This is a genomic window from Christiangramia crocea, assembly GCF_022410465.1.
In the GTDB taxonomy this organism is placed as follows: Bacteria; Bacteroidota; Bacteroidia; order Flavobacteriales; family Flavobacteriaceae; genus Christiangramia; species Christiangramia crocea.
On record NZ_JAJSON010000019.1, the window covers coordinates 55,695 to 76,412 of the forward strand.

Annotated in this window: 21 protein-coding genes; 16 read left to right on the top strand and 5 right to left on the bottom strand. The window is 38.6% G+C overall.

Annotated elements, in window-relative coordinates:
- Positions 1 to 119 precede the first annotated feature (119 nt).
- The 5 genes from LU635_RS08625 to LU635_RS08645 are packed head-to-tail and all read left to right on the top strand — an operon-like array spanning position 120 to position 4,142.
- Complete coding sequence (locus tag LU635_RS08625; protein ID WP_240098190.1) at positions 120 to 800, top strand: DUF6134 family protein; 681 nt, start codon at positions 120 to 122, stop codon at positions 798 to 800.
- A gap of 11 nt (positions 801 to 811) precedes the next feature.
- Positions 812 to 1,468 (top strand): CPBP family intramembrane glutamic endopeptidase, encoded by a 657-nt coding sequence (locus tag LU635_RS08630; protein WP_240098192.1) that lies wholly within the window; start codon positions 812 to 814, stop codon positions 1,466 to 1,468.
- On the top strand, positions 1,465 to 2,487 hold the full coding sequence (locus LU635_RS08635; RefSeq protein WP_240098194.1) for an NAD-dependent epimerase/dehydratase family protein: 1,023 nt from the start codon (positions 1,465 to 1,467) through the stop codon (positions 2,485 to 2,487). The genes LU635_RS08630 and LU635_RS08635 overlap by 4 nt, the downstream gene beginning before the upstream one ends.
- A complete protein-coding gene (locus tag LU635_RS08640) occupies positions 2,450 to 3,259 on the top strand; it encodes an SDR family NAD(P)-dependent oxidoreductase (protein WP_240098196.1) in 810 nt (269 codons plus the stop codon). Before LU635_RS08635 ends, LU635_RS08640 begins: the two co-directional genes overlap by 38 nt.
- Positions 3,260 to 3,269: 10 nt before the next feature.
- On the top strand, positions 3,270 to 4,142 hold the full coding sequence (locus tag LU635_RS08645; protein ID WP_240098198.1) for a DUF6268 family outer membrane beta-barrel protein: 873 nt from the start codon (positions 3,270 to 3,272) through the stop codon (positions 4,140 to 4,142).
- Between the two features lie 29 nt (positions 4,143 to 4,171).
- Here the strand turns inward: LU635_RS08645 and LU635_RS08650 are convergent, their stop codons facing one another.
- The 3 genes from LU635_RS08650 to corA all read right to left on the bottom strand — a co-directional run bounded on the left by LU635_RS08650 (position 4,172) and on the right by corA (position 6,841).
- A complete protein-coding gene (locus tag LU635_RS08650; RefSeq protein WP_240098201.1) occupies positions 4,172 to 4,480 on the bottom strand; it encodes a hypothetical protein in 309 nt (102 codons plus the stop codon).
- Between the two features lie 122 nt (positions 4,481 to 4,602).
- On the bottom strand, positions 4,603 to 5,745 hold the full coding sequence (locus tag LU635_RS08655; protein WP_240098203.1) for a lactonase family protein: 1,143 nt from the start codon (positions 5,743 to 5,745) through the stop codon (positions 4,603 to 4,605).
- Between the two features lie 16 nt (positions 5,746 to 5,761).
- Positions 5,762 to 6,841 (bottom strand): magnesium/cobalt transporter CorA, encoded by a 1,080-nt coding sequence (gene corA / locus LU635_RS08660; protein ID WP_240098204.1) that lies wholly within the window; start codon positions 6,839 to 6,841, stop codon positions 5,762 to 5,764.
- A gap of 123 nt (positions 6,842 to 6,964) precedes the next feature.
- Between corA and recQ the strand changes: the two genes are divergently transcribed.
- Positions 6,965 to 9,076: a DNA helicase RecQ gene (gene recQ, locus LU635_RS08665; RefSeq protein WP_240098206.1), complete on the top strand. Its 2,112-nt coding sequence runs from the start codon at positions 6,965 to 6,967 to the stop codon at positions 9,074 to 9,076.
- Position 9,077: 1 nt separating this feature from the next.
- Here the strand turns inward: recQ and truA are convergent, their stop codons facing one another.
- Entirely contained in the window at positions 9,078 to 9,866 is a 789-nt protein-coding gene (gene truA / locus LU635_RS08670) for a tRNA pseudouridine(38-40) synthase TruA (protein ID WP_240098208.1), read from the bottom strand.
- A 243-nt stretch (positions 9,867 to 10,109) separates the two neighbouring features.
- On the opposite strand from truA, the gene LU635_RS08675 reads away from it, so the two are divergent.
- The 10 genes from LU635_RS08675 to LU635_RS08720 all read left to right on the top strand — a co-directional run bounded on the left by LU635_RS08675 (position 10,110) and on the right by LU635_RS08720 (position 19,950).
- Positions 10,110 to 10,382: a DUF4242 domain-containing protein gene (locus LU635_RS08675; protein ID WP_240098210.1), complete on the top strand. Its 273-nt coding sequence runs from the start codon at positions 10,110 to 10,112 to the stop codon at positions 10,380 to 10,382.
- Between the two features lie 98 nt (positions 10,383 to 10,480).
- Positions 10,481 to 11,551 (top strand): DUF3616 domain-containing protein, encoded by a 1,071-nt coding sequence (locus LU635_RS08680; RefSeq protein ID WP_240098212.1) that lies wholly within the window; start codon positions 10,481 to 10,483, stop codon positions 11,549 to 11,551.
- Positions 11,552 to 11,657: 106 nt separating this feature from the next.
- A complete protein-coding gene (locus LU635_RS08685; protein ID WP_240098214.1) occupies positions 11,658 to 13,835 on the top strand; it encodes a S9 family peptidase in 2,178 nt (725 codons plus the stop codon).
- 7 nt (positions 13,836 to 13,842) lie between these two features.
- On the top strand, positions 13,843 to 14,334 hold the full coding sequence (locus LU635_RS08690; protein WP_240098216.1) for a GyrI-like domain-containing protein: 492 nt from the start codon (positions 13,843 to 13,845) through the stop codon (positions 14,332 to 14,334).
- Positions 14,334 to 15,158 carry a DUF1853 family protein gene (locus LU635_RS08695; RefSeq protein ID WP_240098218.1) on the top strand — a complete coding sequence of 275 codons (825 nt, stop codon included), beginning with the start codon at positions 14,334 to 14,336 and terminating at the stop codon, positions 15,156 to 15,158. Before LU635_RS08690 ends, LU635_RS08695 begins: the two co-directional genes overlap by 1 nt.
- A gap of 11 nt (positions 15,159 to 15,169) precedes the next feature.
- Positions 15,170 to 15,925 (top strand): sulfite exporter TauE/SafE family protein, encoded by a 756-nt coding sequence (locus LU635_RS08700; RefSeq protein WP_240098220.1) that lies wholly within the window; start codon positions 15,170 to 15,172, stop codon positions 15,923 to 15,925.
- Positions 15,926 to 15,964: 39 nt separating this feature from the next.
- A complete protein-coding gene (locus LU635_RS08705; RefSeq protein ID WP_240098222.1) occupies positions 15,965 to 16,843 on the top strand; it encodes a cation diffusion facilitator family transporter in 879 nt (292 codons plus the stop codon).
- Between the two features lie 144 nt (positions 16,844 to 16,987).
- The gene (locus LU635_RS08710; protein ID WP_240098224.1) at positions 16,988 to 18,142 is read left to right on the top strand and encodes a baeRF7 domain-containing protein; all 1,155 of its coding nucleotides are present in this window, start codon (positions 16,988 to 16,990) and stop codon (positions 18,140 to 18,142) included.
- Positions 18,143 to 18,348: 206 nt separating this feature from the next.
- Entirely contained in the window at positions 18,349 to 19,089 is a 741-nt protein-coding gene (locus tag LU635_RS08715) for an NYN domain-containing protein (RefSeq protein WP_240098226.1), read from the top strand.
- A 6-nt stretch (positions 19,090 to 19,095) separates the two neighbouring features.
- Positions 19,096 to 19,950, top strand: coding sequence for a pirin family protein (locus LU635_RS08720; protein ID WP_240098229.1), 855 nt, complete (start codon positions 19,096 to 19,098; stop codon positions 19,948 to 19,950).
- A gap of 113 nt (positions 19,951 to 20,063) precedes the next feature.
- On the opposite strand, the gene hisIE is transcribed toward LU635_RS08720, so the two are convergent.
- Positions 20,064 to 20,684 (bottom strand): bifunctional phosphoribosyl-AMP cyclohydrolase/phosphoribosyl-ATP diphosphatase HisIE, encoded by a 621-nt coding sequence (gene hisIE, locus LU635_RS08725; RefSeq protein ID WP_240098231.1) that lies wholly within the window; start codon positions 20,682 to 20,684, stop codon positions 20,064 to 20,066.
- Between the last annotated feature and the right edge of the window lie 34 nt (positions 20,685 to 20,718).

Genomic DNA, 20,718 nt, shown 5'->3' on the forward strand with positions numbered 1-20,718 from the left:
TCCGAAATATTACAAACAAGTAAAAAACTGGATATCAACACGATAAGTCTTATTTAATTTTACTTCACTAACCTGATGGAATCTTCCCCTACGATCATTCATCATAAAATTGAAGTGCCATGTTATTGATTTTATTAATGATTCTGATAGACAGGTTTAAACACAGGCTTCCCATAATTCAGGACCTGGACCTTAATAAGCACCTCCCGTACATTAAAATTATTCCCGTAGTAGTAATAAGTCTTTTACTCACTGGAAGTACCAAAGCCCAACAAAGTCAGGTGAAATTCGACATTCTTAAAAACGATAAAAGTATTGGAACCTTACAGATCGAAAAAAGGGAGGTCTCTCCTTTTACGGATTATCAGCTTTCTTCAAAAATCGAAGCTTCCTTTATTAAAAAATTCAGGATTAATGCTTCTGAAAAGTTTCGGTATAAGCATGACAAACTGATCTATTCTTTTATAGAAAGATCGATAAATAAGAAAGCTAATGCTCCAAAGGAACTTGTTTTTAAAGAGGACAGATATATCATTAAAGATGAAGGCGGAAAACGTATCCTTCCAAAAACGAAGATCAACTATAACCTGGTACTCCTCTATTTTAACGAACCGCTGGACATCAACTCGGTCTATTGTGATAATCAGCAAGTCATGGTAACTGTAAAGGATATTGGAAATAATCAGTATCGTGTGGACTTTCCAGACGGTGCCTCAAATATCTTCCATTACCGGGCAGGAAGATGTGTGCAAATAGATGTCTACGGAAAATTTTTCAAAGTCAAATTAATCAAGGAATAAACTAACTGAAAATGGAAACTGCAGGATTAATATTGATATGTTTTTGGAGCTACTTTCTTATCTCTTATACATGTTTTCGACTTAATGTAACCAAGATAAGCGAGGCCCTAAACAGGGAGAACGGTTTAAAAATATTAAATGTGAGGCATGTACTGGGGATCATCATTTTTGGATTCGCAGGCTATATTTTATTTAATGAGTCTCCCATAATATTATGGAAAAACTTAATGGAAGATCCCGCTCTAAGTGTAGCCGTAGCATTCTTTGCAACGATAAGTATGGATCTTTCGGTTTCTGATGCCACCTCAAATTACGCAAGTATTCCTCCAGTTCCATTTAGCATTATGAACGGACTGGGTTATATATCAATCCGGATATTATTTCTTTTTGCTTATGAAGTGTTTTTCAGAGGAGCACTATTTCTATTCAGCCTTCAATATGTAAACCTTATTTACTCAATATTGATAAACTTATTCTTCTATGCACTTATTCATGGTTTTGATTCCAGAAAAGAGTTTATAGGTAGTATTCCCTTCGGGATTGTATTATGCCTTTTCACCTATTTTTCAGGAAGCATCTGGCCTGCTTTTATTATCCACGCCTCCCTATCTCTTGGCTATGAAACTATTATTATTTCGAAAAGTCTAACTAAAATTCAAGAGTCATGAAAATTTTTATTACAGGTATTACAGGATATATAGGTTCTAAACTGGCACTTTCTTTAATTGAAGAAGGGCATATGATACACGCTCTGGTAAGGGATCCTAATTCAGCTACTTTGCCAAGGCATGAAAATATAATTCCTTTCAAAGGCAAACTTGAAGATATTGAAAGTATAAGAGTAGCCATGAAAGGATGCAAGAAAGTAATGCATGTTGCCGGATACACCAATATTCGCTGCAAAGATATCGCTCCATTTTACAAAGTAAATGTACTTGGAACCTCCAATGTACTTAAAGTCGCTAAAGAACATGAAATAAAAAAGTTCATTTACACCAGTAGTGTTTCAGTTTTTGGAGCTTCTTTTCCGGGTTTGGCTATTACTGAAAGTCAACCGAGGATGTCTACTTACACCAATGATTATGAACTCACAAAAGCATTAGGAGAAAACCTGGTAAGAGAATACACCAAAAAAGGAGTTCCGGGAATTATCCTGAATGTTTCAAGGGTGTATGGTCCTGGCATCGATTGTTATTCCAGTGGAATAAACAAACTTTTCAGAATCATAATGAAGAACAAGTTCCTGATAGTTCCGAACAAGTTAGCTGCCACGGCCAATTATGTTTATATAGATGATGTAGTGGAGGCTCATAAACTTGCAATGGAACATGCCACAGCAGGTGCACAATTTATTATAGGTGGAGAAAATGCTTCTTATGAAAGGTTGTTCGGAATCATGTTCACGAAAGCTGGCATCAAAAAAAACATTTACACTGTTAATTATCGGTTTTTAAAACATCTATGCAATTTTACTTCTCTTTTCAGTCTTTTCAGAAAATATGACAACAGTCTCTGTTCCAGGATACTTGATTTTCTATTTACAGATCGGGCAGCCTCCTCGAAAAAAGCCGAAAAGGAGCTGGGATATAGATATACCAGTCTTGAGAAAGGACTCGGGAACACTTATGAATTCATTAAAAACAAGGGTCATGAAAACAAATTATTTCACACTTATAACAGGAGCTAGTCAGGGTTTTGGTAAGGCACTGGCTATAGAATGCGCTAAAAGGGAAATGAATCTTTTCCTGATAGATCTGCCTGGTACAGGTTTAAATAACCTCCAGGAATTTCTAAAACAAAACTTCGGTATAAAAGTTTATTCCTTCAGTATAGACCTTAGCTCCACGGAGGATTGCAAAGAGCTTGTTAAATTCATTCATCATCAAAAAATCGAACTAAAATATCTCATCAATAATGCCGGCGTTTTAAGCAAAGGGTTCTTTCATGAAGTAGATCTAAAATATTATCTGAAACAGATAGAAGTAAATATTTGTGCTCCTACCCTACTCATCAAACTATTTTACGACCAGCTAAAAAGAAATGCGCCTTCAGGCATCCTGAATGTTAGCAGTATGGCCAGTTATTTCAGCCTACCCACTAAACAGGTTTATGGAGCTACTAAAGCTTATCTATATTCATTGTCCAGAAGCTTGAATCTTGAATTTAAATCTGAAGATATCTGGGTTTCCATAGTTTGTCCGGGAGGCATGAACACGAATCCGTATATGTGCTATAAGAACCGGACCATGGGATGGTTTGCTAAACTATCTATTATGGACCCTGAAGAAGTGGCTGCAATTACGATGGATGCCTTCCTGGAAAGAAAGGAAGTTATTATTCCGGGAACCGTAAACAAATTCTATTTAGCTTTAGGTAAACTTATTCCCCAGTCAGTAAGAGATAGTATCACAACCAAGGAGATGAATCGCTTCAGGGCTGCAGGCTTATCTGTTGGATAATATTTTAAACATGAAGCATTTCTTTTACGTAAGTATATTTCTTTTAGCCTTTACCCCAGGGTACATTTCAAATGCACAATCGTATTTTGATATCATCAATATGGGTTATGAGCATTCGGAATATTCTCCCAAAAATGCTTCAAATTTCGGTTTTGATAAATTTCATACCAGGATCAATCTTGGCCATGAGCTAAAAAATGATGATTATATTCTGGGAACCTTTTCCGGAGAGATCTTTAAATTCCGGGATATTGAATATACAGGAGAAGAGATGAACCTTTACTCCAGTTTTGTAAGTGCCGGGTATCTTCATTTTTGGAAAGAGAAGGAATGGAGTCTTCTAACACAAATAAGGTTCAAACTGAATTCAGATTATTATCAGACATCTATTAATGATATACAAACCGGAGGTTGGTTCATGTTCACTCATAAAAAAAATGAGAAACTAAGTCTATTTGCCGGGATGTATTTCAACCAGGAAGTAGATAAAAACCTTCTGTTCCCCATTGGCGGACTTCACTGGGTGCCTGATGAAAAATGGAATCTTTATATCCTGGTTCCATCCATCATAAGATTTGAATGGATCCTGAAAGAAGATAATTGGTATACTGGTCTGGAAAGCAACTGGAACCTGAATTCATACCTGATAAAGGAAAATCCTGAGATTCATTATTTCAGGATCGAGACGCTGGTAACCTCCATTTTTATCGAAAAACATATCTCCGAAAAAATAGTACTCTATGGAAAAATTGGCAACTACCAGATAAACGATTATGAAGCTTTTGACAATTCTGAGCAACAAATCTCTCAACCTAAACTGGAAGCCGGGCTTATTAAAAACTTAAGCCTGGATGCCGGGATCGCATACCGACTCAGATACTGATCTCCTACTAAAAAATATCCTATGTTTTTTTATTTTTTTACAATGCCAAGAACTTTTCCAGTCTGGCAATCAACACGAAGTAGCTCATTCTGCTCCATTCCGTATTTTCCAGGAGGAACCTTATAATCACCTACACCCCTGATAGATTCTACCATAATTATTTCAGTTCCATCTGCAGGGTCTACCAAAGGACTTTTACATGCATTTTCCTCAAAATCCATCCCTGATTTTGTAATAAAGGTTGAAGGAGCCCTTGCAGCATCACGCATAGTTTTAGAAGTAAATGATTGTGAAGAACAGCCACCAAATAACATAGGAATGGCTATTAATGCAGACATAAAAACTTTTTTCATTGAAAAATGAATTAAAAATTTGACTGCTAAATTTAGATAAAAAAATAGTTGGTTTTACCAGTATACAAAACTATTGTTCAGATCTTTACAGATTTATATTTCATAGATCATCTCACAAATTCAAGGCATACCGGTGTCTTAATTTTAAATACCGGCGGCTGGGGTTTTAATTTTCCTGTTTCGGGATTGATCTGGTATATGGTAATATTTCCGGTATCCTGGCTGGCTGCGTACAGGTATTTCCCATAAGGCGAAATAGCAAAATTTCTGGGGGTCTCTCCAGCAACCGGAACAAAATCCACTTTTGTAAGTTTCCCGTTTTCAGCATTTATTTCATATATGGCAATACTGTTATGTCCACGATTGGAAGCATAAAGAAACTTTCCATCAGGATGTAAATGTATATCGGCGGGAAAATTCTTATTCTTATAACTTTCAGGTAATGATGAAATATTCTGTATTAACTCCAGTCCGCCATCCTTTTTAACAGTAAATACACTTACTGTGCTGTTCAATTCATTGATAGAATAGGCATAAATACCATTTTTAGCAAAACTCATATGACGGGGTCCGGCACCATCTTTTAAGGCAACAAATGGCTGACCGTGAGGTTCAAGCATCCCATTCATAATATTAAAATTATAGATCCAGATCTTATCATTACCAAGATCAGCTATATATGCATAACGGTTATCTCCGCTAACTTTCACTGAATGGGCATGGGCCTTATCCGGAGCCTGAAGTTTGATTTCCTGATTCCGTATCAGTTTCCCATCGCTATCGATTTTATAAACCATCACAACTCCGCCTACATAGTTACTTACGAAAGCATACTTACCCGACCGGTCTATTGCGATATGACAGGGAGCAAATCCGCCGGTACCGAGTTTTCCAATATTTCTTAAAGATCCGTCTTCCTGAATCTCATACGAGTAGACAAAACCACTTTCAGCATCACTGGGTCCCAGTTCGCTAACAGAATATAGATATTTCCCCATTTTTCCGACTTTAATGAAGGAAGGATTGGTTACCTCGGCAGCAGTGCAAACAAATTCCAGGTTACCGGTACTGGCATGCTGATTCAGCAAATAGATTCCACGGGCTTTTCCATCAACATGGCCCTCTTTTTTAGTGTAGGTACCCACATATATCCTGTTTATTGAATCCGCCACATTCTTCTTCTCCATTTGTGCCATAACGGGATTAATGGTCAGTATCCCTAAAATTATTAAAAAACCTGTAATTTTCATTTTTCTGTATTTAAATTCATAACCACTTCTTCCTTTTAAAATAATAGAGCATTAAAAAGAAAATGATGATCATTATTCCCCAGAGAACGAAGTAGCCATATTTCCATTCTAACTCAGGCATATATTCAAAGTTCATCCCGTAAATACCAGCAATAAAAGTAAGTGGTATAAAAATACTAGCCATGATGGTAAGAACCTTCATAACCTCGTTCATCTTATTGCTGATCGTAGTCATATAAAGATCCATAAGTCCCCAGATCATTTCACGGTAGATCTCTATGTTTTCAGATATCTGAACTATATGATCGTGCAGATCTCTTATATAACTGACAGTACTGCTTTTTATGAGTTCGTTTTCCATTTTCTCAAGTCGGCCTACCACCTCACGCAGCGGAAAGACAGATCGGCGTATCCTTAAAATAGTGCTCTTAAGTTCCTGGATCTCCTGGGTAACATTATCCTTTGGTTTATCGATAAAAAGGCTGGCCTCAAGCGTTTCAATACGATCACTCATATCGTCTATTACAAGAAAGTAGTTATCTATAATCGCATCCAAAAGTGCAAACATCAAATAATCTGCAGAGCGCCCTCTTATCCTGCCTTTAGCGGTTTCAAGTCTTTCCCTCACAGGATCAAAGACATCACCATCGGATTCCTGAAAAGTGAGTAGGTAATTTTTTCCCACGATCATACTTATATGTTCATTCTCAATATTACCATTTCTGTAATAAAGCATTTTGGCAACAATGAACAGGTAATCCTGATGCTCCTCAATCTTGGGCCTTTGACCTGTATTCACTATATCTTCCATTATTAGGTGATGAAGCTCATAATATTCTCCCAGCTTCTGAATTTCCTCAATATTGCTCAAACCATCAATATTGAACCAGGTGATCTTATCTTCATCAACAAATTTAAAGGCATCTTCAGTACTTGTAGAGCTAAAACGCTCATAGCTATCCTGGTTATAATCAATAACCTCAAGCCTTGTCCGGGCTGTTTCCTTACGACCAACATAGGTCATGGTTCCCGGAATCTGGTTTACCGTTTTGGTATTCTTTGGTCGCCTAAGCAGGGATTTTGGTTTAAGGGCCATAAACGCAGTAATATTTTTTATAAATGTAAGAATAATCCCTTAACAGAAATTTTAAAGAAGTGAATCTGATAAATCGGTCCTGGGAATTAGAGTAAATCTAAGCTTAATTTTACCTTTGCCTCTATGAAAGAAGCAAGGCTGTTAGATACCCTTAAGGAATATTTTGGTTATGAGAAATTTAGACCTTTACAGAAAAAAATAATCAATTCGGTTTTTGAAGCTAAAGATAACCTGGTTATTATGCCTACAGGGGGAGGTAAATCTATCTGTTATCAACTTCCGGCAATTCTGCTACCGGAAATCACCCTGGTAATTTCTCCTCTTATCGCGCTTATGAAAGACCAGGTGGATGGCCTGAATGCGAATGGGGTTCCCGCAGCTTATCTGAACAGTAGTCAGGAGGAAGCCGATAAAGAGGTTATTTTTCAAAAAATCGATAATAAAGAGATCAAATTATTATATGTAGCTCCTGAAAGTCTTCAGTTTGTGGATCGTTTTCTAAGCCATGGTAAAGTAAGCCTTATCGCCATAGATGAAGCCCACTGTATCTCCAGTTGGGGGCACGACTTTAGGCCTGCCTACACTCAGCTTGGTTACCTGAAAAATCGTTTTCCTATCACACCGGTGCTGGCTTTAACTGCTACGGCTGATAAAGCCACCAGAAAGGATATTTGCAAGCAGCTTAATATTCCTGGAGCAGAAAAGCATATCGCTTCCTTTGATCGTAAGAACCTGAGTTTAGAGGTTAAACCTGGTATAAAACGTTTTGAGAAGATCGCTGAATTTATTAAAAATCGGAAAAAGGAAAGCGGTATCATCTACTGTTTAAGCCGGAAAACTACCGAGGATCTTGCTTCCAAGCTTCAGGCTAAAGGTTTTAAGGCAGCTGCATATCATGCCGGCCTCAATCATTTGGAGCGTTCACAGATACAGGATGACTTTATAAACGATGAAAAACAGATCATTTGTGCTACTATAGCTTTTGGAATGGGGATCGATAAATCCAATATTCGCTGGGTGATCCACTATAATATGCCGAAAAATCTTGAGGGTTATTATCAGGAAATTGGCCGTGCCGGCCGTGATGGTTTACCATCAGATACTCTTCTTTTTCATAGCTATGCCGATGTGGTGCAGCTTCAGAAGTTTGCTTCCAATGCAAAAAATGAAGAAGTCCAGCTTGCCAAACTGGACCGCATGAAGCAATATGCAGAAGCACTTAGTTGCCGGAGAAAGATATTGCTAAGCTATTTTGGTGAATTTATGGAAGAAGACTGCGGAAACTGTGATATCTGCAGAAATCCACCAGAGTTTTTTGATGGAAGTATTATAGCCCAAAAGGCACTTTCCTGTATCTTCCGCTTAAAGGCATCTGAACCAATTTCAGCGGTAATTGATGTTTTACGCGGAGCCGGGAACGAGACGGTTAGAAGTAATCACTACGAGCAGCTATCTACCTACGGAATTGGGAAAGATATCTCATGGCATCACTGGCAGCAATATCTAATTCAGCTTATTAATTTAGGTTATATAGAAATTGCGTTCGACAGGAATAATCATTTACAGCTCACGGAACAGGCCAAAAAGGTCTTGTTTGAAAATGAAAAAGTATTACTGGCTCAAGTAAAAGAAAAAGAGGTACAGTCAAGATCAGAAAAAACCACTACAACATCAGATTCTCTTTTTGAAAAACTTAGACAGCTGCGTCTTGAGATTGCAAGAGATGAAGATATTCCTGCCTATCTAATTTTTAATGATGCCACACTCAAGGACATGGAAAAACAACGACCAATGTCTGATTCTGAATTTTTGCTCATAAATGGCGTGGGGCGGAAAAAAATGGAAAATTATGGTTATAGATTTATCAAGGAGATAATCGCTTTCAGCCAGGAAAAGAGAGAAAAGAAACCTAAAAAGAAAGTAAAAAAGGGAAATACATTAAAAGAAACACTGGCCTTATATAAAGAAGGCTTAAATGTGGAGGAGATCTCTAAAGAGCGTGGTATTGCTAAAAACACAATTTTCACACATTTGATCAAGCTTTATGATGAAGGCGAAGATATCAATTTGCGTCAGTTTGTACCGGGATTAGAACTAGAATCTGTAAGAAATGCTAAAACGGAACTTGAAAATCCGAATTCGCTAAGAGCATTCTTTGAGCATTTCGAGGAAACCATTCCCTATGAAACAATAAAGATCTCATTAAAGATCCTGGAAAAGGAAGAAGCACAATAGCTTAATCAAATTCTATCTTATTCAGAATAAGTCCGGAGGCCGGAGCTATATAGTCCATTTGAAGATGGGGGCTGTCCGGCAGTAAACTTTTTTTGATATTTTCCAGACTTAGCTCTCCCCTGCCAACCAGTACTAGGGCTCCCATCATGAGTCTAACCTGGTGCCTTAAGAAACCGGCAGCATGAATGTGAAAGATATATGACTTTTCAGGAAAGAAATTGGCTGTATATAACTGGTTCTCTACGATCTCAGATATTAGCATTTCCCTTTCAAAAGTGCTGTTTTCAGATACCCGTACGCAATAGTTCTTAAAATTATGGGTTCCCTGGAATAATTTTGCAGCCTGTTTCATCTTTTCAATATCCAGATCTTCCTGAAAATTGGCCATAAAAGGAGCGCAAAATGGATGGAATTTCTCCCCTACACTAAAAAGGTAAGCATACTCTTTGGTCTTGGAATGCTGAATGATGTTGAAATTCTTGTCTACTTCCTCAATACTCAGAGCACGTATATCCTGTGGAAGGTTCTTATTGAAAAGATCAAGAAAAGCATCCAGGTCTTTTAAAGGTTCATGATCAAGGAACAATTCAAATGCCGACTCTTCCGCAGAAACCATGGCATCGGTTCGGCTCGTACCAAGGATCTTACATTTGGCTTCAGGCATTACCCATCCCAGGGTTTTCGTGATTAGCCCTTCAACGGTCTTCACATCAGGCTGTTTCTGCCAGCCATGGAGCCTGTATCCTAAATACTGGATCTTAATAAAATAATAGAATCGTTTTCGGAACAAAATCGAAATTTTCAGGCAAATATATTCATAATTCAGAGTCTCTTCAGCGGAAAACCTATTAATACCGGAGCTCGGGGAAATATAGGTCTAAGAAGAAGATAATATTTAGATATTTTTCTTAATTTTATAAAGCTTTGAATATACTTCCATGGCTTTTTCTTCTTAACTATTTCGTTCCCGGAATAGAATGATTTCTGAAATTATTTCGGAAACAGTTTAATAAAGTATTAAATTAAAAAGACAATGCCGAGGTATATAGTTGAAAGAGAGCTTGAGGACGCAGGAAACCTGTCTGGCGATGAGCTTCAGGCAATTTCCCAGAAATCATGTAGTGTACTTGAAAAGTTAGGCCCACAAATACAATGGGTACAGAGTTTTGTTACAAAAGATAAACTCTACTGCATATATATTTCTCCCAACGAACAATTGATTAAGAAACACGCAGACCTTGGTGAGTTACCATTGAATGCGATTAATGAGGTAATGACGATAATAGATCCGGTCACGGCAGAGTAAAGAATTAATGATTTTACCATCAATCAAAACATCATAGGCCCCGAAAGGGGCTTTTTTATTATCGATTAATTCTGATTAAATTGAATAAAAAAATTGAAATGAAGCCAAGTCCTAGAAAACCTGCCCATAAATGCCTGATCCAATTTGATAAGAACTTTTCCAACATTGAAGATCTTAGAACAGAAATTTCAAGCAGTCTGGTGACGGAAGATAATTTGTGGTTAAGCTATGACGAAGATGCAGGAATAGAACGTTTAACCAGGACTGAGCGGGGATTTGGCTATCATAAGCATTATGAACTTTTTGATTTCTTTGATCTGCCCGCCGGAAACGGGGAAGCCGATATGGAAGCACTGGCTTATCAGGAGCCCTTCTTATGGTTCTGCGGAAGTATGAGCCTGAAACGTGATTCTCCAGATGCTGATGATTCCCTTGAGAAACAACTGGACGACCTCAGTGATATAGACGTAGATGAAAACAGATTTAGCCTGGGTTGCATCCCCTGTATAAAAAAAGATGGAAGCTATGAACTTCTGAATGAAGCTGAATATAATGGAAAAAAGATAAGACCTCTAATGTTGCGGGGTGGCACGAAGAGTACCGAACTTCATAATGCCTTAATGCGTGACCAGCATCTGGAACGCTTCATGATGATTCCCTGTAAGGATAATGGTTTTGATATAGAAGGCCTGGCCGTATATGATGACAGGATCTTTATTGGCTTAATAGGACCTGTATTAAACGGATTTGCGGTAATTCTTGAAATTGGCTGCAAGGAATTCGATGGCGAACTGCTTTTATCCAAAAGACCTGATGAAGAAAAGCTTTACCGAAAACATTTCATAGACCTACGAGGGATGGGAATAAGGGAACTGAATATTACCAAAAATGGAGACCTTTATCTTCTCGCCGGTCCCACCATGGATCTTGATGGTACCATAAGTATATACAGGGTCAATGGCGGACTACCAGATCAACATGCCAGTGTGATCCATGACCCTGAAAGATTGTTTGACGTGGCTCGTGGTGCTGAGTTAGAGCACGGCTCAGACAAAGCTGAAGGAATGGCTTTTTTATCGGACAGGAAAGTACTCATTACTTATGACTCACCAGTGGAAGAAAGACTTGAAGGCGGCACAGGGGTTTGGATGGATTGTTTTGATCTTTAAATCACCCCCGGTAAAAAGTTGAGTTTATTCAATTCACATGGCTTTTACCGAGGCATGTTTATTTTTTATCTTGCTGCCTCAAATATATTCCAGAAAAATATAATAAATGAGAAAATCGCTCCAGTTCTTTTTTATATCCATGTTAGTGGTTTTTGCCGGCTATTCACAAACAGAAAGAGATTCATTAACCGTCGAAGATTATGAACATGCAACAAAATTTTTAAGTTTTAATACTTCTTCTCTTGTAGACCGAAGTTATGTGAGCCCCCAATGGTTAAAGGGCGGTAGTTTCTGGTATGATGTTTCAACTGTAAACGGTGATGAATTTGTGCTTGTAAATCCAAAAAATGGTAAAAAGCAAAAAGCTTCCAGCGAAAAGGAATTGTTATTCGGTATGGATGCTCATAAATCTAATGGAAAAAAGAACTACACCCGTAATGAGGTCCTTTCTCCAGATGGAAAGAAAGTAGTATTTATAAAAGACTGGAATCTCTGGATGCGAAACCTGGAAACAGGAAAAGAAACCCAGCTAACCACCAATGGAGAGAAGAATTTTGGTTATGCCACAGATAATGCCGGATGGCGTAAAAGTGATAAACCCATTCTACTCTGGTCACCAGATTCCAGGAAAATCGCTACATATCAACAGGACCAGCGACATGTAAATGACATGTACCTGGTATCTACCAAAGTTGGTGCACCCGAACTTCTGAAATGGAAATACCCCCTTCCTTCTGATGAGGAAATAATTAAGATTCACAGGGTGATCATAGAGGTTGAGGAGCCAAAAGTCATACGCCTTGATATACCTGCAGATCCAAGACGTGGAACCCTGTGTGATAATATTTCATGCTCGGGAGCTTTTGACGATAACCAGTGGAATGAGGATGGCACAAAACTCGCTTTTGTTTCGACTTCCCGTGACCATAAATTGGCTAAAATGAGGATCGCGGATTCCGAAACCGGAGAAGTGAGGGAAGTTTTTGAAGAAAAAGTGGAAACACAGTACGAATCAGGTCGGGGATCTATCAACTGGCGCTACCTCGCAGATTCGGAAGAGATAATATGGTATTCCGAAAGGGACGACTGGGGTCATCTTTATCTTTATGATTCAGAAACAGGGAAACTAAAGAATCAGATCACCGAAGGAGATTTTGTAGTTACTGAATTACTGAGAGTAGATGAAGATAAACGCAAACTATATTTTCTGGCTAATGGACGTGAAAAAAGCCGGGATCCTTATTTCAGTCATTTCTACAGCGTGGATTTTGATGGAAAGAATTTAAAATTACTTACGCCTGAAAATGGAAATCATAAAATTTCAATATCTCCGGAAGGTCAGTATTTTGTAGATAATTATTCACAACCCGATGTGCCGAATGTTGCCCAGTTAAGAACCATAAAAGGAAAACTGGTCACTACTCTTGAAAAAGCAGATATTTCCAGGTTAAAAGATGCCGGATGGAAAGCTCCAAAACCGATCACTGTTAAATCCAGAGATGGGAAATGGGATCTTTACGGACTCATATTTACCCCTACTCATCTTGATGAAAGCAAGAAATATCCTGTGGTCAATTATATATATCCTGGCCCACAGGGAGGCGGAGTTGGCAGCCGTTCCTTTTCCCCTTCACGGAGGGACCATCAGGCGCTGGCCGAATTGGGCTTTGTAGTTGTGGTGATAGACGGAACCTGTAATCCGGACAGGTCAAAATCCTTTCACGATACCTGCTACGGTAATATGGCCGATAACACTTTGGAAGACCAGATCTCCGGAATTAAACAATTAGCAGAAAAATATCCTTATTTGGATCTGGACCATGTAGGTATCTGGGGGCATTCAGGAGGTGGTTTTGCCACAGCTGCTGCCATGTTCAAGTATCCCGAATTTTATAAAGTGGGTATTTCAGAATCAGGAAATCATGATAACAGGAATTATGAAGATGACTGGGGAGAAAGATACATCGGTCTTTTGACCAAAGATGCTGAAGGGATCTCAAATTATGAGAAACAGGCTAATCAGAATCTGGCTGAGAACCTTGAAGGAAAACTTTTGCTGGCTCATGGAGCGATGGATGATAATGTTCCGCCATATAATACCTATCTTGTAGTGGATGCTCTTATTAAGGCTAATAAAGATTTTGATCTCATCATTTTCCCACATGCGAGACATGGTTATGGAGATGACTATTACTATATGATGAGACGACGCTGGGATTACTTTGTAGAACATCTTATGGGAGCCACACCTCCTTCAAACTTTGAAATAGATCCTTCAAAATAAAAATTTGATGCAAGAACCTGAAATTATTGAAATAAAAACAAAGAAACTCGTCGGGATCAAGGTCTCTACCAGTCTTGCCGACGACAAGACCAGCCTTCTCTGGAAAAGATTCATGCAGTCCAAAGAGGCTATTAAGAATAATATTAATCAGGACCTCTACTCGGTGCAGTTGTATGGTAATAATTTCATCAAAGGAGATTTCGACTCGCAATCGGTCTTTGAAAAATGGGCTGCGATGGAAACCCAAGATCATAGCTTTATTCCAAAAGGTTTACAACCATTGGAGATACCCGGCGGACTGTATGCTGTTTTCACTCATCATGGAACAGCCAGGGAATTTGCAAAAACCTCAAAATTCATATTTGAAGAATGGCTGCCTCCATCCAAATATACTTTAGACGACAGGCCTCATTTTGAAATCCTTGGAGAGGAATATAAAGGTCCGGACAATCCTGATTCAAAAGAAAAAATCTGGATACCAGTAAAAACCGAAAATTGATGCAAATTCTGGATCAGTTTACCGGATTCTTATCTACTACCTCTCTCCTGCCGAAGGAAAATTTAACCGGTTTTCAATCCTTTGACTTTCCGGATGTCCAGATCACTGACCGACTTAAAAAGGACCTTGAAAGGATCGATCACCCTCGGAATTCAGTTCTGGGAAAAAGGATGGAAAGTTTTTTTGAGATCGCCATTAATCATTCTGAAAGATATCGGCTTATAGATTCAAATATTCAGATCATAGAAAATAAACAAACCCTGGGTGAAATTGATTTTCTGGTTTACGATGAACAATATGAAAAACCATTACATGTAGAGCTTGTATATAAACTCTATATCTATGATGAGAATTTGGCTCCGGAGATCAACAGATGGATAGGGCCTAACCGAAAGGATAGTTTTTCCGAAAAACTGGATAAGTTAAAAAACAGGCAATTTCCCATCCTATTTAAGCCAGAGACTCTCAAATACCTTAAAAACTTAGGCCTGCAGCAGGAAGAAATCGAGCAGCAAATATGCTTTAAAGCGAAGTTATTCACCCCAGCAGGATTTCAGGATCCACGAACGGCTGAAATAAACACTGAATGCTATAGCGGGAAGTGGTTTAATTTTACTGAATTTTCAAGGTTTAAAGGGCAGGATAATCTGTTTTTCAGTCCGCCGAAAAGATCCTGGAGTGCTTCTCCTGAATCTAATAAGGAATGGTTTACTCATTCTGAAATGATAAAAACAATAGAGACCCTCTTCGAAAAACAGAAATCCCCTCTTATCTGGATGAAGACAAAAACTGCTTATCAAAGCTTTTTTGTAGTTTGGTGGTAATTGAAAAAACGATGATGGAATTTCTTCAGGATATCGATCTTCTATTTCTACTTTTACTTTTTTTAGCAGGTATTGTTGCATTCATTATATCTACCATATCGGGTGGCGGTGGCGCACTCATTTTAGTGCCAACACTTAATTTCCTGATAGGAACAACCAAAACTGCGCCGGTATTAAACCTTGGTACCTTCATCGGCCGTCCGGCCAGACTCATTTTATTCTGGAAATATATTAACTGGAAGGTTTTCTGGTATTATGTACCGGCTGCAATGATCGGTGCATGGGTGGCAGGCTGGTTCTTTACTAAAGTGCAGGCTTCCTGGTTACAAATCATCGTAGGACTATTCCTGATAAGCACCGTTTTTCAATATAAATTCGGGAAAAGGGAACGTTCTTTTCCGGTAAAGCTATGGTACTTTATTCCTCTGGGCTTTATGGTTTCATTGCTGGGAACCATTATTGGAGCATTGGGCCCTGTGCTGAATCCATTTTACCTTAATCTTGGGCTGGATAAAGAGGAACTTATCGCCACCAAGACCGTAAATTCATTTTTTCTGGGGATCTCGCAAATTGGAAGTTATGCCTTCTTTGGTCTTTTATATGCTGAATTATGGGTCTATGGTGTTGCACTGGGCATGGGAGCGGTAATCGGGAATATTATCGGTAAAAAATTCCTGTCAAAAATGAAGAGCAGTACTTTCAGGAAACTTCTTATCACATTGATGGTGATTAGTGGAATTTTACTTATCTATAATCAGTTGAAGTAACAAAATATTATAATTTAGCAGTTATTAAAACCCAATTTTATGCAGCCGGGAGCCCGGGAAGCTATCAAGGCATCATATCTTAGTATTGCAGGAAATGCTTTCCTGGCAGCAGCCAAATTTATTACAGGAGTTTTTGGAAATTCCTATGCGCTAATCGCCGATGCCATAGAATCTACCACAGATGTCTTTTCTTCAATCTTAGTGCTTATTGGTTTAAGATATGCAACTAAACCTGCCGATGATAATCATCCCTATGGCCACGGAAAGGCTGAACCTTTATTTACATTTATTGTTGTGGGGTTTTTAATAGTTTCGGCAACTATAATAGCTTACGAAAGTATCGAAAATATTAATACACCCCATGAAGTACCGGAGCCTTACACCCTTTTAGTACTGGCCGCAATCATAATTATCAAAGAGACTTTCTACCGCGTGGTTTCAAAAAAAGGAAGGAAAACGGATAGCTCGGTATTAAAAGCTGATGCCTGGCATCATCGGAGCGACGCGATAACCTCACTTATGGCGTTTATCGGAATTAGTGTAGCCCTTGTAATGGGCAAGGGTTACGAAAATGCTGATGACTGGGCGGCCCTTTTAGCTTCCGGATTCATTCTCTATAATGCCTACCTCATACTTAGACCGGCTTTGGGAGAAGTAATGGACGAACACCGGTATGATGAGATCGAAAATGAGATCAGAAAAGTTGCACATAAGTATCCAGGGGTTGTAGAGACCGAGAAATGTTATATTAGAAAAACGGGAATGACCTATCATGTAGACCTTCATATTGCAGTAAATGCTCAGATAACTGTAAAAGAAGGTCATGAGATAGCTCACAGGGTAAAAGATGATATCCTGCAGCACATTCCACAGATTGCCGATGTCCTAATTCACGTAGAGCCAGACGACGAGCTTTAGACTACTACTATTTATTAGTATTTCTTTTAAAACCCTTCAGATTAATTAAGAAAGATTTAGCACTAAGAGAAAACTTAGAGCTTTGATGTCTATGGCTTTAAACGTATCTTATATCTTGTAATTAACCACTTAAAAATTGGAGTTATGTCGATGATTAACGAGAAAGAATTTAAAAAGCTGGCCAGTCATAAAAATGAGGTGTGTGTATCTATTTTTATACCTACTCAAAGGGCCGGAAAGGAAGTACTTGAAGAAAAGAATAAAAAGCATTTGCATTCTGAATGGGTTCAGATACGAAAGGAGCTCAAAGAAGACGGTATAAATAACAGTCTGATTGATAAAATAGGAAAGCCAATTGAGAGCCTGCTCGACGATCGCGACTTCTGGAGACATCAGTCCGATGGTCTGGCTATTTTCTCTTCTCCGGAGTTTTTCGAAAAATATACCTTACCGGTGAATTTTGAAACTTACCATTATATATCTGAAGAGTTCTATGTAAAACCTCTGGTACCTGCAATGACAGGAGATGGGAAATTCAATATCCTGGCTATTCAATTAGGAGATGTAAGTTTTTATGAAGCTACCAGGTTCAGTATCACTCCTTTAGAAATTGACGACCTCACCCCTTCCAGACTGGAAGATAGAGTTGGATATGACTATAAGGAAAAAGCACTGCAATTCCGTACCCAGGGAGAAGGTGGCGAAAAAACGCAGTTCCATGGACATGGCGGTAGCGAAAGAGATGAAAAAGAAGAAGCTAAACAGTTCTTTAGAGCCGTAGATCAGGGGTTGAAGAATTATCTTAATAAGGAAAAGCTACCTCTTGTAGTTTACTGTCAGGACTATTTATTTCCCATCTATAAGGAAGCCAACACCTATAATAATATGATCGATAAGGTAGTTTCAGGAAACCCGAATGATACTGATTTAATGGGGATCCATCAGAAAGCACTGGAAGTGGCAGAACCATTCCTCAATGAAAACAGGGATGAAAAGATCGAGAAATACAGGGAATTAAGCAATACAGAGAGCACTACCTCAGTAGTAAGTGATATTATCCCGGCGGTTTATCAGGGAAAGGTGGATACGCTTTTTATCGAGAACAGGGCCGAGATCTGGGGTGAATATAATGAGGATAAAATGAAGGTCAAATTCCACGAAAACCATCAGAATGGCAATATTTCACTTTTAAATCTTGCTGCAAGAAAAACGATCGAAATGGGTGGAAAGGTTTATCTTGTAGAACACGAATTCATGCCTGAAAAAGAGTCCAAAATGAATGCACTTTTCAGATTCTAAAAATCCGGGAGGGCGTCTAAATAAGCTAGACCTTTTAGCCTGAACTGGTTGCTGGATCCTGATTAATATCTGGCGATCTTAGAATAAGTCAGATTCTAAAATAACATACTGTTATACTTTTAGACGGCCTCTTGATTTTAATCCATTAAAAGATATATTTTAAATAATAGGCTTAACTTTAGCTTTCCTAAAAAACTTAATATTTAATGGAAACTAATCTTGCAGTACTTATTGATGGTGATAACATACCTTCTGCTCATGTAAAAGAGATGATGGAAGAGATCGCCAAATATGGAAATCCTACTATAAAACGTATATATGGCGACTGGACAAAGCCTCATTTGAACAAATGGAAAAATGTTCTTCTTGAGAATGCCATACATCCAATTCAGCAATACGGTTACACACAGGGAAAGAACGCGACCGATTCTGCAATGATCATAGATGCAATGGATATATTATACTCCAATAAAGTTGATGGATTCTGCCTGGTTTCCAGTGATTCAGATTTTACACGCCTGGCTACCAGACTGAGAGAGGCCAGTATGAAGGTGATTGGGATAGGTGAAAAGAAAACCCCCGATCCTTTTATTGTGGCTTGTGATAAGTTCATTTATATCGAGATCCTTAAAAATCAGAGTAAAGAGGTTGAATCTGAAAGCGGTAAGGCAAAAGATAAAACTGCCAAAAAACAGAATGTAGATAAGATCACACCAAAAGTCATCAGGCTTATCTCACAAACCATTTCTGATGTTGCCGATGAAGACGGATGGGCATTTTTAGGAGATGTAGGAAGTCTTCTTCAGAAGAAACAACCGAATTTTGATTCAAGGAACTATGGCTTCCAAAAGCTTACACCCATGATCAATTCAATCAACAAATTTGAAATCGAATCTCGCGAGAATGCTAATTCTAAATTTAAGCTTATTTACGTACGCAATAAATAGTTATCGATGAGGAATATCAAAAAAGTACATAAGGCAGAATACAGGCCTATGGGAGACCTTGAGACATGGTCTCCGATTCCCACTCGTAATCTCCAAATGATAGATCCTTTTATTTTTCTGAACCATCATGGTCCGCAGGTCTATCCGCCAAATAATAACGGGTTGCCGTTCGGACCACATCCACACCGCGGAATGGAAACAGTAACATTTATCCTCGATGGCGATATTGCTCATAAAGACAGTGACGGTAATTACAGCGTAATTGAAAGCGGTGGCGTACAGTGGATGACCGCAGGAAAAGGGCTTATACATGCTGAAGTTTCTTCAGAAAAATTTAAAAAAGAAGGTGGCCCACTGGAAATCCTGCAGTTATGGGTGAATCTGCCTAAACGACTGAAAATGATGGAACCTCATTACCGGGGTGTTCAGAAGGATAAGATCTCTACCTGGAAAAATAAAGAGGAAAGTATAACGGCGAGAGTAGTTTCCGGAAGTTTCAGAGGAATACGCGGGGTATTTGATACTCCCACCTCTGTAAATCTTTCTTTGGTGCATTTCGAAGACGACTCCAAACTGGAAATTGAAATCCCTAAAAGCGATAATATCTTCTTCTATGTGATACGCGGAGAACTGGAAGTGAACGAGATCAATGTCCCGGAACTTCATTTAGCCGAATTCTCCAAAAATGATGAAAAACTGAATATTTCTTCCCGCAAAAAAAGCATCCTTTTGTTAGGGCATGCCCAACCATTGGAGGAAAAAGTGGTTTTTGGAGGACCTTTCGTCATGAATTCAGAAGAAGAGATCCGCCAGGCATATGAAGATTATAAAGCTGGTAAAATGGGGGATTGGGAGCAATAGCACTCCCGGAATTAGAGACCAATTCCGGCCACTCCAAAAAAGATTATAACAAATATTATAGAAGCTGAAACAGGTTCAGCTTAGAGCCTTCTTAAATTTACTAATTCAGTCTATCAATGCCTTTCCCGTAGTATTTTCACCACATCTTTCAGCTGAAAACCTTTGGCCTTAAGAAGGATCAGATAATGAAATAACAGATCGGCACTTTCGTTCAGAAATAGTTCATCGTTTGAATCCTTGGCCTCTATTACCGTTTCAACGGCCTCCTCTCCTACTTTTTGGGCTATTTTATTAATTCCATTATCAAAAAGTGAGACAACATAACTCGATTCGTTCTCCTTGCGCAAGTCAGGTTCTGTTTCACTTAGTTTTCGTCGGCTTTCGATTATTCCTTCCAGCTTTGACAAAAATCCGTAATCAGCCTCATTATCCTCTGCCCAGCAGGTGTCAGTTCCTTTGTGACAAACGGGGCCAACAGGATTCACATGAACTAATAAAGTATCCCGGTCGCAGTCCAGCTTTATATTTACCAGTTCAAGAAAGTTTCCACTTTCTTCACCTTTGGTCCACAATCGCTTTTTTGACCTACTATAGAAGGTCACTTTTTTGGTTTTATTGGTCTTTAAAAATGCTTCTTCATTCATATAACCAAGCATCAAAACCTTTTTCGTATTCGCATCCTGAATTACCGCAGGAACCAGGCCGTCTGCATTTTTATTAAAATCTATATCCATTCTATTTTCTGTTAAGGTCGTTTTTAAATTTTCA